We start from the raw sequence: 15768 nt of genomic DNA, 5'->3' as shown, positions 1-15768 counted from the left end.
ACGGTATCGAGTCATGCTGATTGCGTGTGGCTCCTGTCCAACACTGCGGGTGTGATGTCATACGGTGTGTTTCGCCTCCAGGCATTGATACGGTTTTGAAGGACCACGATGGCTTCCGCTTTCGCCAGCGAATTCTTGATCTCGTACAGCTAAGACTTGCCGGATTCTGTGATGACATGTTATGGAAGGCAATTGACGAAACGGCTCAAAACTCGGGCCGCTAGGCCATCTCGTCTCAGGATTAGGCTGGATCAGTGAGCAATGGTCCGATGACCGACAGGTCGATGGGGACGCCAACAGGAGGAATGGGTGATGAACGAACGAGACTATGAACAGACTGTAAGTGCTTTGCGTGAAGATGAGACTGGAACCGGCGCGGTGCCGTCGATCAAGCTCAATGATGGCAACATGATTCCCCAGATCGGACTGGGGGTGCTACGCATCAGTGACGAGGATGTGGAGGGGGTCGTCACTGATGCGCTCGCCGCAGGTTACCGTCATATCGATGCGGCCGCGGGATACAACAACGAGTCGGGGGTCGGCAGGGCCTTGGCTACGAACGGCTTCAATGAAGGCCGTGCTCGTCGTAATCTATGGGTCACGACCAAACTTCGAGACTCTGAGCAGGGGTATGATGACGCACTGCGAGCCTTCGACCGGCAGTTGGGTCTTTTGGGGCTCGATTATGTCGATATGTACATGATTCACTGGCCGACACCGTTCAACTGGCGTTCGTCTGAAACGTGGCGCGCTTTTGAACGGCTGCGCGGCGAAGGCCGTGTCAGAACATTGGGAGTATGCAATTTTCTTCCCGAGCACTTGGAACGATTGCATGACGAGACCGGTCAGTGGCCGGCGGTCAATCAGATCGAGCTGCATCCCACATGGCAGCAGCGCGATGTGGTCGGTTTCTGTAAGGCTCACGATATCGCCGTAGAGGCGTATTCCCCGATGGCGCGTGGTGCTGATTTGAACGCTGGGGACGGCACCGTCGCCCGAATAGCGCAGAGTCACGGCGTCAGCGCCGCGCAGATCGTTCTGCGTTGGCATATCGAAAACGGCACCATCATCATTCCCAAGTCCGTGCACTCCTTTCGCCAGCGCGAAAACCTCGATTTGTTTGGATTTGCCTTGACGCAGGCCGAACATGCCGCGATCGACGCACTTGATGGACCGGCACGTGCGGGCCATGATCCGCTCACCTTTACGTATGCGTAAAAGGTTGATATACGTAACCTGCCTTGAGGGTCTGACGGATCGGCGCGTCGAGACGCGTCAAGGTTCTTGGTTTGCGCCGTAGGATATGTCCGGAAACCAGGTCCGTATTGTTTCGGATATCCATTTTTCCTTGAATTGCATTTTTGTCTACGTGTCGGGCTTTCGCCGGCGATAGGCATGCTATATAATCAAGGTTCTCGAAAAGCGGATAAGAAAGATCGGTATGGGAACGAAACGGAATGATGGTTGGATGTCTGATGGCAACGGAGGGAATCACGGTCGACGCGGTTCTCGACGGCATCAGGGCTATGACTACGACTGGCCGGGGATTTCCGGCTTCTTGCTAGGTTCTCGTTCGCGCTTCCGTAAGCGATCGTGGGTGAGCCGCGGCGGTCTGGCGGAGCGGTTCTCCATACTGGTCATTGTGGCGATATTGATTGGAGTGACTGCGGGGTTGCTGCTGCCGCGCATGAGTGGTCCTCTCGGACGGATGACGGGCCGGTATGTGGCCACCGGTCCGGTTGCCGATACGTTGGCGCGACTGCAAGTGGACGATCATCCGACTGTCCACGGTTATCATCGCGACTCGTTCGCATACAACACCATCGACCCGGATGGCGACGGGTGCACGATTCGTGACGATATCCTCGACCGTGACCTAACACAGATCCGACTGGTGCCCGGCAGCTCCTGCCGCGTTAAGTCGGGTCAGTTGGACGATCCGTACACTGGGCGAACGATACACTTTGTACGTGGCAAAGACACCAGTGAGGCGGTGCAGATCGATCACGTCGTGGCACTTGAGAACGCTTGGCAATCCGGAGCGCGACATTGGGATGCTGCGGAAAGACAGGAATATGGCAACGACCCGTTGAACCTGTTGGCGGTTGACGGTCCGGCCAATCAGGAGAAGGGCTCGGCATCGGCCGCCTACTGGTTGCCTTCCAACCGCTCCTTCCGTTGCGGCTACGTTGCCCGGCAGGTTGCCGTTAAGGCCAAATATGGCCTGACCGTTACGACCCTGGAAAAACAGTCGATTTCCGAGGTGTTGCATGCGTGTCCGGCCGAGCGGTTGCCTACGAAATAATACGAGTTGTTCTCGATTGCGGACTCGCTCGATTGTGTGCGCCGTTTGGCGGTTGCATGAAAATGAAGCGCGTCGCGGTGTGAAAACGTGACCTTGACAAGACCCTCCCACGACATTGTCTGTTCGGGGAAGGGTCTTAGTTTCGATCTATTTCGTAGCGGAATGAGCATGCAGATGGGGCACTGGGATATGGCGCAACGTGCGTTCTGCGAGATCGCGCGCCGAACCCGCACCCTGCCCGCGCACACCGAACAGAACGATGAGCAGCATGCCCAGTGCAATGCACGAGCTGATGATCAAAGACGCTTTGATGCCATAAATGCTGGCAAGCTTGGCGGCCTGAGAACCGGCACCGAGCGAGTTCTGCTTCACTTTTGCAAACTCCTCCATCAGAATGACCAGAACAGGCGCACCGATGGCTCCGGAGATCTGTCGCATGGTATTGGTCACTGCAGACCCCGCAGAAACCGAGCGTACCGGCAGGCAGTTAAGCGACCAAGTGGTAATTGGCATCAGCACGAAGCCCATGCCGATTTGGCGGATGAACTGGCAGATTGAAACCCACCAGATGGGAATGCTTGGATTGATGAAACTCATCATCACCGTGCCGATGAACAGAATGCTGGCACCCGTCAAGGCCACGGGGCGCGCACCGTAACGGTCGAGCATACGTCCGCCGCCAAACTGTGAGATGCACTGGCCTAAGGCTCCCGGCAACATCACCAATCCCGAGATTGTGGCGGAGTAGCCTCGGTCATTCTGAATGAACAGGGGGATGATCACGGTGATGGAGCTGAAAGCGAAGAAGCTCATTGCCGCAATGATGGTGCCGACCCGGAAGCTTCTGTTCTTCAGAACCGTCAGATCCAGCAGCGGAGGTTGCAATTCGCGGATCTTGCCTATTAGATCGTGGGTCGCCGGGTTGCGCAACAGTCCTTTAATCTTGTCCGCGCTTTCCGGATTTTCTTTGAGCTGCTTGAGCTCTTGCCGCAGTTCCGCCACGGTCTGTTCCGAGCAGGTGTCGGCGGCTTGGTGAATATCGGTTTCAAGACCAACAAACAGCTTGTGTAATTCATTCTGATAGCGCTTCTGCCCACGTATCTGACGCATTACGAACCAGACGATGCCGACGATGCCAATCGTCATCGGCAGCCATACCAGAGGATTGGTGAAGGCGTAGGTTTCGATGTTGGTGAAGCCGAAAAGCAGGCCGCCGAATCCGAATACCGAGAGGAACACGGAGAAGAAGTCCGCCTTCGCGTCCTTGTCGTTCTGATTGAAGTTGTGCATGAAGCAAACGGCGAGTGTCAATGCGATGGCACCCACGATCGTTAATGAGAGGAAAATTGAGCGCCAGCCGTTCGCGTCCGTTTGCCAGCCGCCGAAGGTCGGACCGATTGCGGGGGCCACACTCATGGCCACGCCGACGGTGCCCATGGCCACCCCGCGCTTGGACATGGGGTAGACCGAAAAGACGATGATCTGCAATACGGGCCACATCACGCCTGAACCGATTGCCTCAAGCGTGCGTCCGGCCAGCACGAGGCCAAAGGTAGAGCCCTGCCAAGCCAGCAAGGAACCGAGCGTGAAGATGGTCATGGAGGTGGTGACGATACGGCGTGTTGAGAAGCGTCGGGTCAGATACGCGGTCAGCGGCACCATCACGCCCTGCACGAGCTGGATGACGGAGGTCAGCCATTGCCCAGTGGTCACGTTGATTCCGAATTCCGAGACAATGGTTGGCAGAGCCGCGCTCAGTTGCAGTTGCGTGAAGTTGCCGATGAAAGTGATGAAAGTGAGAATGGCGATGGAAACGAAAGCTTCGTGGCTCAAATGTCCGTCGTGATATGCTTCCTTGCGGGTGAGCACTTTGCTCAACGGCACTTTTGCCTTGTTGACGGGCATTTTGGTGCTGTTGGGTTTGGCGCAAGTTTCGAAGCTTGCGTTGTGTGCTGATTGCTGCGTTGTCGCAGGCTCTGTTGGTCCTATGTCGTTAGAGGTGCTGTGCTGCTGCACGGTTGGTGATCACTCCTTTTCTGTTATGTCGCCTGTATCGGTGTGTTGTGTTGTTTGGACACTGTTTCAAGGATTTTGGGTCGTTTTTAGGCACAGAATCAACCCAATTGATGCTGTTAAGAGTACACCTCGGGCCAGATACCGTTTTTCAAAGTCGTTTGCTCGTCACCATCTTCGAACAATCGTCGGTTGCTTATTCGTGCGGACATCTCCATCGCCTGTTTTCGATGAAGATGCAGGCTTGGCCGATGCTTGAAATCATGTATTATGTGGATTCGTTCGACGAGAGACTTGATTCCATGTCGCCATGTCCGTGCTTGACCTGGCGTCAACGGGAAACGCATCCGATCCAAAAACCATGTTTCCGATTGTTCATCATCCTGGCGTAGACGGCACATACGTCCAACGTCCCGCCATGCCTGACGCATAACGGGACGTTCGACGAAATCTGAAACGATCACCACTCAGTAGTTGTGATGAACCAGCCAGTACTGATAGGCACCTTGAACGCCGCCGTACTTGGCGCAGTAGCTCCAGAACCACTTGAGTTGAGTCTGGTAGTTTGTGGCCCAATCGGCGCCGGCCGAACTCATTTTGCTGCCGGGCAACGCCTGGGGCAGACCGTATGCGCCGGACGGGTTTTGGGCGTTGATTCGCCAGCCGGATTCGTGACTGATGATATACACCGTTGCTGAGAAGTCGTCTTCGGTGCCTCCGTTGGAAAGCAGATAGTCGTGCGCCCACTGCTGCATCTCGCCGACAGGCACCGTGGTACCCAATGAATCGGCGGTAGAAGTGGAGCCGGTCGATCCGGTGCCTACAAGGACGACCTTATCGACTGGAGCTTTCTTGACGAAGGAGGTGAACACGTTGGAGGAGATCTTCTTCTTGCCGGCCTTGGTGATCAGGCTCGTGGTCTCCATCACGCCTTCCTGCCCCTCGGTCTCGACTTTCTCCTGGCCTCGAGGAAGAGCGCTGGTCTCTTTCTTCACGGTGTTGAAGCCGATGGGGGATTCAGAGGTCTCCACGCCGGAATCGGCGCGGTCAATGGTGATCACGGTGGATTCGTTCACCTTCGTCTTGAGGCCAGGGCTTACGATATCGCCGGGCTCAAGAGTGATGTCGCCCTGATCGAGCACGGATTTGACATCCGTGAAATGCGTGCCCACGACTGCTCGGTTCTTGCCGCCGATTTTTACGGTCACATAGACGGCGCCTTTACCGCCACGCAAGTCGGTACGATCCTCGCCACGGGAAACGCTTAGCGCGTTGGAATCGGTGGCGGAGTAGGAGGTTACGGGGGATTGGTTGTGGGTGCCGAAATGATTGGCCGTGGCCACGCCGCAAACGAGCAGTGTCGCTGCGCTTGCGGTAGCCGCGATCTTCAGCCATTGGCGCTTGCTCAATGACAGTAAGGTCTTGGTCTGCTTTCGATGGTTGGCCATGCCTCTCCTTGTGTTCTGTGTCGCCGGTACTCGAACCGGCATTATCGATTTTCAGTTGTCTCGCTGCACTGCGTCAACCAGCTGTGCAGTCTCGCCCGACGCAAACTGCGACTGAGCGTTCGAGTTACATCGCACACCGGCGCTTATTATAGCTTGAGGTAAGGAAAAGCTTGCGATACCGGGCTTTTGGAACCTGCTGCCAGCATTGGGGAACACGGCGATAGACGCGTTGCCTCGAGCTTTGCACCATTGAAAAACCCATGATGAACATGGGAATTGCGTTGCTCGCGTCGTGTTTCGGCGTACGTACGCCTTGCTCTTCATATTCGGTTGCAGCAGAATAGCATATTCTAGTCCTGTGCGGATGCATTCATGTCGATTTCGCGAGCCTTCTCGATGAGTTCATCAAGGTCGGAAGAACGCAGCGCTCCGGCCTGCTTGAAGATGATCTGGCCTTTTTTGGCGATCATCAGTGTCGGCACGGCCTGAATCTCCGCGGCGGCGGCAAGTTCTTGGTTTTGGTCGATGTCGACCTTGCCGAACACGATATCGGGATTGGCTTCGCTGGCTTTCTCATACACCGGTCCGAATGCCTTGCAGGGGCCGCACCAAGTGGCCCAGAAGTCCACGAACACGAGCTCGTTGCCGTTGATCGTGGTTTCAAAATTCTTTGCGTCCAAGGTTGTGGTTGCCATGATGACTCCTTGCCATACAAATATACGACGGTTGCGTATTGGTCAATTCTCGCAGTAATCCCATACAAGGCTAAGCCTGTAATGAAACCGCTCGTGCCGGTCGACCAAAGTGATGCTCTCATCTATAATAATGACTATGCCAGTTATGAATGATGAAGTGCCGGACGACGACGATTTCGACGCGGGTCGTCAACGAGGTGAGTTCGACCGAATTACGCCGGAGGACTTCATTCGAGGGGCAGGTGGCGGCAACCCTCCCGGATGGCTGTCCGGCGAGCGGATTGATCAGGTGCGCGGCGAGATGCCGGTGCCATATATAGAGGTCGTTCCGGTGCGTTGCGACCAGCTGGGGCGTGTCACCGAAGTCGGTTCTTTACTGCGCGTGCGAGAAAACGGTTCGGTGGAGCGAACGTTGATCACGGGTCGTATCCTTTTCCATGAGACGATACGCGAGGCCCTGGCACGTAACATCGGCAAGGATCTGGGCGAATTGGCCCTGCCGACGTTGCCGGTGGATCTGACCCCGTTCACCGTGGCGGAGTTTTTCCCGACCCCGGGGATTTCGGAGTTCTATGACCCTCGTCAGCATGCCATAGCTTTGTGCTATGTAGTGCAGATTTCCGGTGACTGCAAGCCCGTGGATTCCACGCTCGATGTAGAGTGGTGCGGGGTGGAAAGCGACAGGTTTGATACGTTCATCGGACAGATGGCTGACGGTCATGATCGGATTGTGCGGCGCGCACTGGCTTGGGTCGGTGCCTAGCATACCGATGTTGATATTGTCGTGCATGGCTGTTGAGTGGGTTGATGCGGTGTCGTAGACACGTTGTGGATGGAGGGTAAGGGTTATGAATGTTCGGTTGCGGAACACGATATATCGTGGTGGCGCAGGCGTGCCGATGGTACTGGTGCATGCCTTCCCCGTCGATCATAGGATGTGGGATGAATGCGCGCGTCAGATTATTGAGTTGGCCGACGAGCATGGGCTCGATCCTTTTCCTGTCTGGGCTCCCGACATGCCGGGAGCCGGCGGCGCCCCCGTGCCGGATGCCGCGATGACCGGTCGGGTGGCTGAGGATGGAGCCTATGTTCAGGCCCTCGATGTTCTTGCCGATGCGTATGTCTCGTTGCTGCATGCGACCGGTCATCGTCAGGCAGTGTGGGTGGGGCTCTCGATGGGCGGCTATGTGGTGATGGACGTGCAGCGCCTTCATTCCGATGCGTTGGCAGGCTTGGCTTTGTGCGATACCACAACATATGCAGACAGTCCCGAATCCCGCGTCCGGCGGCTGGAGGTGGCAAGCAGATGTGAGGATGAGGATACGCTTGAACCGGTTATGCATTTCGCGCGTCCCAACGAGTGCGATTCCTCCATTAAAAAGGATCCGCGTTTCCAAGGCCTTCTATCGGGTTGGATATGCCAGCAGACCCCGAAAGGCGTGGCATGGCGTGAGCGCATGGCGGCCGGTAGACCCGATTTGACCGACCAACTGTGCCGGGTCACCGTGCCTGCCGCCATGGTCAGCGGTGAGAACGACCCGTCGAGTGCTCCAGAACGTATGCACGAACTCGAAGCCGCAATGACTGAAACCCATGTGGACTTCACCGCCATTGCGAACTGCGGTCATTTCAGCGCGGTCGAGCATCCTCGGTGCGTCGCCTCGGCGTTGGTCGACCTTATGGCTCGCGTGCAGGGAAGGTGACGGCTTTCATGATCCCCGCATTCTCTCCATTGGCACTTACCCAGACCTTGTCTTTTCTGCCGTTGTCCCAAGGGGATGTTGATTATCAGACCATCCGCCGAGCCGACCCCGATCTGATTGCGGAGGCCTTCACCGAACCGCATACCACGGTGATTCTGGTCTGCGACGGGCTCGTGGCGGTTCCTCGCGGGCAGGCGGCTTTGACTCATGCCGAGCATGCGAGAATGCGACTGGCCACCCTGCCGGGCCGTTATGCTGCCGAGGGATTGGCCGATGCTCCGCAAGCGGTCCCGATTTACTTGGGCCAATGCCCGGAGCCTGATTCGCACTGTGCCATGGCGGTCGACATTTCCAAGGTCGTCGACCTGAGCGCGTCGCCGGCTGATGGACGGGGATTGGCTGGTTCTGCTGAGCATGCCAGCCCAACTGATTCCTTGCGTGCCCGTCCCAAGTCATTCGGCTCTGCACATGCGATGGCCGCTTCCGCATTATTGGGATCGGATGATTCCGTCTTTGCCAAAGCGGCGGTTCGTTTTGATTGGGTTTCGCTGGATGAATTCGCTTCGCATGCTTCGCCGCGTGAGGTGGGAGAAGCCGTTACGGCTGTGGCCCTCGGCCTTTGGCACGCTGCGCAACGTCATTGTTCTGTTTGCGGCTCGGCCGTCCATCCCACGCAGGCGGGCTGGGCGCAGGTGTGCACGAATCCGGACTGCCCGTGTGCGCTGGAACGTCCACTGTTTCCCCGTATAGAACCGGCGGTCATTGTTTCGGTTGTTGATGGGCAGAACCGCATTCTATTGCAGCATAACCGCTGTTGGAACGATCACAAGCTGTTCTCGGTGACGGCGGGATTTGTGGAGGCGGGCGAAAATCTGGAGCACGCCTGCCGTCGTGAAGTGCGCGAAGAGACGGGGCTTGAACTTGGCCAGGTTCGTTACTTGGGATCCCAACCCTGGCCGTTCCCTGCCTCGCTGATGGTCGCTTTCAAGGGGGTCGCCGTGGGTGGCGAGATGGATCCCGATGGCGCGGAAACCATCGAGGAGCGCTTTTTCACCCGTGAGGATTTCCGGCGTGATCTTGAATCGGGCGCCATTGTGGTGCCGGGGCCTTCGAGCATAGCGCGTGTCATGTTGGAGCAGTGGTACGGCGGTGAGCTGCCGATGTATTTCGGTGATTGAGGCCTTGCGCTACACTATGCCTGTAATAGCAATGTGAGAAGGAACCATGTCTGAACGATTCGATGCGCCTGAATTCGGAGGCTTTGCCAACAATGCCGTCGGTTCAACTGGTGTAAACAACCCTGTCAGCCCCGCCTCCCCTTTTGCCGCAGACGTCCCAGCAGAGAGGGTTGACGACGCTGGCGGCATGTTCGCAGAAGCCGGTTTTGTGCCCGAAATGGAAACGACCGACGACGATGAGCTCGGTCCTTTGGGTGGACCCGTCATTGCGCATAATACAAAAAAGAGGATAGCCGTCATTGTAGGTTCCGTGGTGGCGTTGCTGTTGGTTGTATGTGCGTTGGGAATTCTTGGCGCTCATATGTATTATAAAGACAAGGCTGCGCCCGGCGTGACCATCGGCGGCCAAAACGTCGCAGGCAAAACCTCTGATGAGCTTAGGCAGATCGTCGCACGGCAGGCGAAGGGGTCGAAGATCGTTCTTGCTGATGCCGATGGACATTCGGTTTCGGCCGGCCTGAAGGATTTGGGCGTCACGGTGGATGAGAACCAGACGGTCAAGAACCTTATGGGAGTCAAACGCGACAACGCTTTTGTGGAGATCAATCCGTTCAGCCGGCGGTCCGTCGGCTTGGTGGGTAGAACCGATTCCTATGTCTTGAACGGCTATCTGAACAAGCATTTTGCCGCGGAGCATGATGCGGCCATGCCCTCGTCCATTACGTTCGATGGAGGCAAGGGCGTCTTTGTGGCTTCCGAGGGCCATGGAGGACGCATCCCGCGGACGGCGCCGGTTGGGCGTGCCATAGCGGCCGCTCTTTCCGATCCGAGTGACGTACGGCGGGCCCAAGTGTCCTATGAGACTATTGACATGCCGATATCCCTCGATGCCGCGCAACAGGCGGCCGCCGAGGCCAACAAACGTTTTGAGCATGACATCGTGGTGACCGACGGCGATACGGGCAGCGTCACTGTGCCGCATGAGGTCGTCGCCAGTTGGATCAAACCCGAGGCCGACCTACTTAAAGGCCGGATTTCGCTTGACTTCGACAAGCCGGCCATTTCGCATTACCTCAACGCTGAGGTGCCCAGGCAGCTCAACCACGACATAGTCGCCCAGCAGGATCTGGTGGATCATTCGGGCAAGGTCATTCTCACCTCCGTCAAAGGCGTCAACGGCGTGAGGGTCAAAGACTGCGATTCGGTCCTGGACCAGATCTACGACGCCGTGACGGACGCTCAGGGCGTGAGCGTCCAAATTCCCGCCGACATCACCAAGTTCGACGTCAAACAGACCGAGGTCCATACGCGCGTGGTCGTCGATAAGACCAAGCAGACGGCCACGGTCTATCAGGATGATGTCGCGCAGAAGACCTTCCCGGTATGCACTGGCAAAACCGGCGAATATGAGACGCCGAACGGCACATTCTTGATATATCTGCGATATGCGACTCAGGACATGCGGACTGCCACCCGCTCCGGCGTCGTCGTCACCCCCGGTGTCAATTGGGTCAGTTATTTCAACGGGGGCGTCGCTTTCCATGCGGCTTATTGGAACCCGGACGGCATCGCGCACGGCGATGCGCCGGGACAAGGTTCACATGGGTGCATCAATATGTATGATGCGGATGCGCGATGGATTTATGAAAACTGTCCGAAGGGCACTCTGGTCGAGGTTGTCGGATCCCAGCCTTCAGGCCCGGTTAGGTAATCCCGTATGTGGCCGAGCCTGTCCTTGGATCGTCGGTGTCCAGGAAAACGGGAACATGGGCATTGGCTGGGTCCGCATAGGGTCCCGAACCGGACAGGTCGATCCAGATGGGCAAGCGCTTTCCGATTGTGCGTATGATGGGCTGGGTCATGCGTTATCCTTGGTGATATGAGTGAAAACAAGATGGATGATTCCCCACGCCAGCCCGATGAATTTCCCGGTGCCGCAGCCAGTCTGGATGTGCCGGCGCAGTTGCGGTATAGCGCCGATCATATATGGGTCGAGGACGTGGATGGGTTGTTGACCATAGGCATCACGGAATACGCCGCGAATCAGATGGGCGAATTGGTGTACGTCGATTTGCCTGAGCCTTCCGATGAGGTTCGCGCCGGCGACGAGGTCGTTGAGTTGGAAAGCGCCAAGGCCGTACAATCGCTCGTCTGCCCCGTGGACGGCACTGTACTGTACGTCAATGGTGATGTGGCCGACGACCCCGCCATCGTCAATAACGACCCGTATGGTGAGGGCTGGATACTCAAGATCGAGCCTTCGGACGATGAGCCTGAGCTGATGGATGCGGCGCGGTACGCGCAGATGGTCAAGAGCGTCAACTAGGACGGTCATTCCCGTTGTCTGCTCTCTACGGTGAATCCATTCGTTTCAGGTCGCCAATCGGGGGAAGCATGGAGATTGAACCGGATTGGTATGACATTCGAGGTGGAAAGGCGGAAAGCTCATGGGCCGTTCTTTGGCGCCTGCCGATGATGATGTTTTGACCGGACAGACCGGCGGATATGATGCGTCTGTCGAAGCTGGAGACGATGCCGGGGCGGCGCGTCGGATTCGCGATCGTACATCTCTCGATGGTGAACAAGACCCTGAGCGGCAGGAGGATCATCTCGCTGCGGTTGATATGCCGACGGTGCCCATCCGTCTGCACAGAGCGCGCGTGCCCTTCGGCTCCGCCACTGCAGTTGCGCACCCGAAGCGGGCGAACGCGATCCCGTTTGCGCACATCGCGCATCATGTCGCTGACGCTACATTCGATCTTTGGATGCGGTTCGGCATGAAAATGGCGCGTGGTCTGGGCTGGTATCCGAAGGTCGATTCGTACACGGGTTACGGCACCGACGACCATGTGCGTTTTATCTGTCGTACGCTGATGGCTCCTCGGGGCAGCAAGTCGGGAGCGGTGCTGCGAGGCATCCACGGTATGCTGGCGGTGCCTGCTCCGAATGTACGGGTGCGTGTCGCCATAGACGACGTTCCATCCGCAACGGTGCAGATCGGCGATCCGGACGATGGGGGACAGGCAAAAACCCCACTCGATGGTGGCCGTCCATGTGCCGTTTCCGATGCTTCGGGCTACTTGGAGCTGATAGCGGAGCAAGGGCTTGAACCCGGAGCGCATAGGGTTCAATACGCCGTCGAGCACAGAATGCCGGTCAGCGCAGACTTCTATGTCATTGCGCCGGGCACCAAAGTCGGCATCATCTCCGATGTGGACGACACCATCATGGTCACCAACGCCCCGAGTCTGTTGAAGGCCGCCTATAACTTTCTGCTCACGAATCCCCGTAAACGTAATGCGGTACCTGGAATGAGCGCCCTTTATGCGAAGTTGAGCGATATGCTGCCCGACGCTCCGTTCTTTTATCTTTCGACTTCCCCGTGGAACGTCGAAAGCGTGATCCGTCATTTCATCAGTGAACATGGTTTTCCTGCCGGACCTCTGCTTTTGAGGGACTTCGACCCAGGTTCCAAGACTTTCGCACCCACGGCCGTGGCGCACAAGCTCGAATTCGCCGAGCAGCTTATGAAGGATTTTCCCGACATGCGATTCATTCTCATTGGGGATGATGGACAGCGCGATCCCACTACTTATGCCACAATCGCGCACCGTCACCCCGGACGGGTCCTCGCCATCGCAATCCGTTCGCTTGGTCCACGGGAGACATCGCTCTTGAGCTCGAGGGGATTGACCTCCACCCAACCCATGCCGGTGGTTGACGTACCGGTGTTCACCGGAACCACCGGCGCGAACCTGATGCGCACCATGCTACCGTATCTGCACCACGTGCTTGACTGAACAATACGACAATTTCGCATGACACACTTGCATGATATGTGCGTGATTTAGTGAGATCACGGTATAGTCTGGTATTTATGACAGACGATATGCATGACCCTTCCGAGCGTTCACAAGTCCCCGTTGCCAAGCATGTGCCAAGTCCGCGTGCGGCTCATGGTGACACGTTCGTGGATCCCTACGATTGGATGCGCGACAAGCAGTCGCCTGATCTTCAACGGTTCGTGGCTGAACAGAATGCGTATTTTCGGCATCGCACGAAGGGTATCGCCGATTTGAAACGGACCCTGTTTGAAGAGCTTAAGTCTCGCGTCAAGCAAACGGACATGTCGGTGCCAACCCGCATTGACGGTTACTGGTACTTCACGCGTGTGGTCGAAGGCAAACAGTACGCCATTCAGTGCCGTAGGCCCGTTTCAAGCCCTGACGACTGGGATCCGCCGCAGGTAAACGCCGCCGATGCGCCCGGGGCGATGCCGGACGAACAAGTGGTCTTCGATCCGAACAAAGAGTCGGAAGGGCACGACTTCTTCAATATCGGTGGGTTGGATTTCGATAAGACCGGCCGCTGGATGCTTTACGGTGTTGACCTGGCCGGCAACGAGCGTTATGACTATCGCATCCGTGACCTGAAGACCGAGAGTGAGTCGAGCGAGGTGATCGAAGGCGCTGCCGCCGGAGCATGTCTGACGCCTGACGGACGCTGGGTTTTCTATGTGATGCCCGACGATGCCTGGCGCCCCTACCTCGTTCTCCGTCATCGTGTGGGCACTCCCGTGCGCGACGATGTGGAAGTGTTCCGTGAACCCGATGAGCGCTTCGCCGTGGATGTGGGTATGAGTTTCGATGAACGCGACATCGTCATCAGCGTGGCTTCAAAGACCACCAGCGAAGTGCTCATGCTGCCTGCCGACGAACCCGAGGGCGTTTTCACGCCGTTCATCCGGCGTCGCGAAGGCATCGAATACGATGTCAGTTTCGCACGTTTTGAGGCGGATGCTGACCGCGGAAGCGGTTCGGTTGACGACCCGTGTCTCGGTGACGATACGGCGGACGGAAAGCTTGCCGCCGATATTCCACTTGCGTTGGTATTCCACAATGCCCGGAATCCGAATTTTGAAGTCGATGTGATCGACCTGAATGCACATAAGCCACCTTATACCCTCGACGAGGGGGTGGTGGTCGCACAAGGCTCGCCTTATGGTTGTCGGTTGGGGGATGCAGTTGAACCGGGCGCTTCGACCAAACCCATCAATACCGCATACCGCAATGGCGCAAACCCCGCGATATTACGGGATATGAGAGGGCTTGTCATTGAGGGCATCGGCATGTATCGTCATTTCGTGGTTCTCAGCTACCGTGCCGAAAGTCTGCCCCACATCGCGGTAATGACCAAAGCCCAGGCGCTCGCTGATTTTCAGGCGGGGCGACCTTGGAACTTCCGCGAGGTCAAACCGGTCGGCGATGATGTTCGGCAACGCCTGTACTCCATCGGTGCCGGTGGAAATCCTTCGTATGATGCGCCGCGCATGCGGTATTCATTCGGCAGCTATACGACTGCCGGACAGCTGCGTGAACTCGATCCTGTCACCGGTCGGGACGTTCTGCTGAAATCCGCTGAAGTGCTGGGGGACTTCAACCCGGCGAACTACCGTGAACGTCGCCTGTGGGTACGTGTGCGAGACGGCGAACTCGTGCCGGTGAGTCTGGTGTTCAGGTCGGATCGTTGTCCCCGGATGGCCAAAGTGCAAAGTGAATTGGAATCGATCGACATCCTTGATGAGCATGACGTCGATTGCATGGGCAGGCTCAGGAGTGCGTGTGGTGCGAACTCGGACGCGGATGCGGCTGCCGGGGCCATGTTCATTACGGGCTATGGGTCCTATGAGTGCAGCTCCGATCCCGGCTTTTCAGTGGCACGGTTGAGCATGCTTGACAGAGGTGTGCTCTACGTCGTAGCGCATGTGCGCGGTGGCGGGGAAATGGGCCGCGCATGGTACGAGCAGGGCCGTAAGCTGAATAAGCGCAACACATTCAATGATTTTGTGGACGTCACCAAGGCTCTGGAATCAGCTGGCTTGGCCGATCGGGAGCGTACCGTCGCTAACGGTGGCTCGGCGGGCGGCCTTCTGATGGGTGCCGTGGCGAACATGGCGCCGGATTGTTACGCCGGCATTGAGGCCGATGTGCCGTTCGTGGACGCGTTGACTACGATTCTTGACCCGTCCCTGCCGTTGACGGTCACCGAGTGGGATGAATGGGGTGATCCTCTGCATAACAAGGATGTCTACGACTATATGAAGTCATACAGTCCTTATGAAAACGCGCCGTTCGGACCCTGGCAAGGTGATGATGCGGATGAGAAAGCCGGTGAAGGCGATCACGATATGGCCGCCCGTTTCCCGAAGATTTTCATCACGACTTCGCTCAATGACACCCGAGTGCTGTATGTGGAACCCATGAAATGGCTTGCGCGTCTGCAATCGCAAGGGGTCGATGCCGTGGCTCGCGTGCAGAACGAAGCCAGTCACGGTGGTACCTCCGGCCGGTATCAGCAGTGGAGGGACGTGAGCGAGGAGAATGCTTGGTGCCTGGCTGTTATGGGAATCAATTCTTAGGAAGAATA

General features: G+C 57.1%; 12 protein-coding genes. 9 read left to right on the top strand and 3 right to left on the bottom strand.

Going from position 1 to position 15768, the window contains the following annotated elements:
* The first annotated feature begins 408 nt into the window (after positions 1–408).
* Together BBOH_RS04455 and BBOH_RS04450 are read left to right on the top strand one after the other, a co-directional pair.
* On the top strand, positions 409–1218 hold the full coding sequence (locus BBOH_RS04455; protein WP_044098213.1) for an aldo/keto reductase: 810 nt from the start codon (positions 409–411) through the stop codon (positions 1216–1218).
* Positions 1219–1468: 250 nt separating this feature from the next.
* Positions 1469–2305, top strand: coding sequence for an HNH endonuclease family protein (locus BBOH_RS04450; protein ID WP_081930331.1), 837 nt, complete (start codon positions 1469–1471; stop codon positions 2303–2305).
* 147 nt (positions 2306–2452) lie between these two features.
* Here the strand turns inward: BBOH_RS04450 and BBOH_RS04445 are convergent, their stop codons facing one another.
* The 3 genes from BBOH_RS04445 to trxA all read right to left on the bottom strand — a co-directional run bounded on the left by BBOH_RS04445 (position 2453) and on the right by trxA (position 6461).
* Positions 2453–4210: an MDR family MFS transporter gene (locus tag BBOH_RS04445; RefSeq protein WP_044098212.1), complete on the bottom strand. Its 1758-nt coding sequence runs from the start codon at positions 4208–4210 to the stop codon at positions 2453–2455.
* 575 nt (positions 4211–4785) lie between these two features.
* Positions 4786–5766: an aggregation-promoting factor C-terminal-like domain-containing protein gene (locus BBOH_RS04435; RefSeq protein WP_033521906.1), complete on the bottom strand. Its 981-nt coding sequence runs from the start codon at positions 5764–5766 to the stop codon at positions 4786–4788.
* Between the two features lie 350 nt (positions 5767–6116).
* A complete protein-coding gene (gene trxA / locus BBOH_RS04430) occupies positions 6117–6461 on the bottom strand; it encodes a thioredoxin (protein ID WP_033521908.1) in 345 nt (114 codons plus the stop codon).
* A 136-nt stretch (positions 6462–6597) separates the two neighbouring features.
* Here trxA and BBOH_RS04425 point away from each other — a divergent pair, with 136 nt between their 5' ends.
* The 7 genes from BBOH_RS04425 to BBOH_RS04395 all read left to right on the top strand — a co-directional run bounded on the left by BBOH_RS04425 (position 6598) and on the right by BBOH_RS04395 (position 15760).
* The gene (locus BBOH_RS04425) at positions 6598–7224 is read left to right on the top strand and encodes a DUF4916 domain-containing protein (RefSeq protein WP_033521910.1); all 627 of its coding nucleotides are present in this window, start codon (positions 6598–6600) and stop codon (positions 7222–7224) included.
* Between the two features lie 85 nt (positions 7225–7309).
* A complete protein-coding gene (locus BBOH_RS04420; protein WP_033521912.1) occupies positions 7310–8164 on the top strand; it encodes an alpha/beta fold hydrolase in 855 nt (284 codons plus the stop codon).
* 8 nt (positions 8165–8172) lie between these two features.
* Complete coding sequence (gene nudC, locus BBOH_RS04415) at positions 8173–9342, top strand: NAD(+) diphosphatase (protein ID WP_033521914.1); 1170 nt, start codon at positions 8173–8175, stop codon at positions 9340–9342.
* A 46-nt stretch (positions 9343–9388) separates the two neighbouring features.
* On the top strand, positions 9389–11053 hold the full coding sequence (locus BBOH_RS04410; RefSeq protein ID WP_052118215.1) for a L,D-transpeptidase: 1665 nt from the start codon (positions 9389–9391) through the stop codon (positions 11051–11053).
* Positions 11054–11236: 183 nt separating this feature from the next.
* Positions 11237–11668 carry a glycine cleavage system protein GcvH gene (gcvH, locus tag BBOH_RS04405; RefSeq protein ID WP_143242458.1) on the top strand — a complete coding sequence of 144 codons (432 nt, stop codon included), beginning with the start codon at positions 11237–11239 and terminating at the stop codon, positions 11666–11668.
* A gap of 121 nt (positions 11669–11789) precedes the next feature.
* Complete coding sequence (locus BBOH_RS04400) at positions 11790–13142, top strand: App1 family protein (protein WP_237743129.1); 1353 nt, start codon at positions 11790–11792, stop codon at positions 13140–13142.
* Positions 13143–13219: 77 nt separating this feature from the next.
* Entirely contained in the window at positions 13220–15760 is a 2541-nt protein-coding gene (locus tag BBOH_RS04395) for a S9 family peptidase (protein WP_035140219.1), read from the top strand.
* The last annotated feature ends 8 nt before the right edge of the window (positions 15761–15768 follow it).

The sequence above is a fragment of the Bifidobacterium bohemicum DSM 22767 genome, assembly GCF_000741525.1.
GTDB classification, from domain to species: domain Bacteria; phylum Actinomycetota; class Actinomycetes; order Actinomycetales; family Bifidobacteriaceae; genus Bifidobacterium; species Bifidobacterium bohemicum.
The sequence above is the reverse complement of the archived record's forward strand: the minus strand, read 5'-3'. Positions and strand labels throughout refer to the sequence as shown.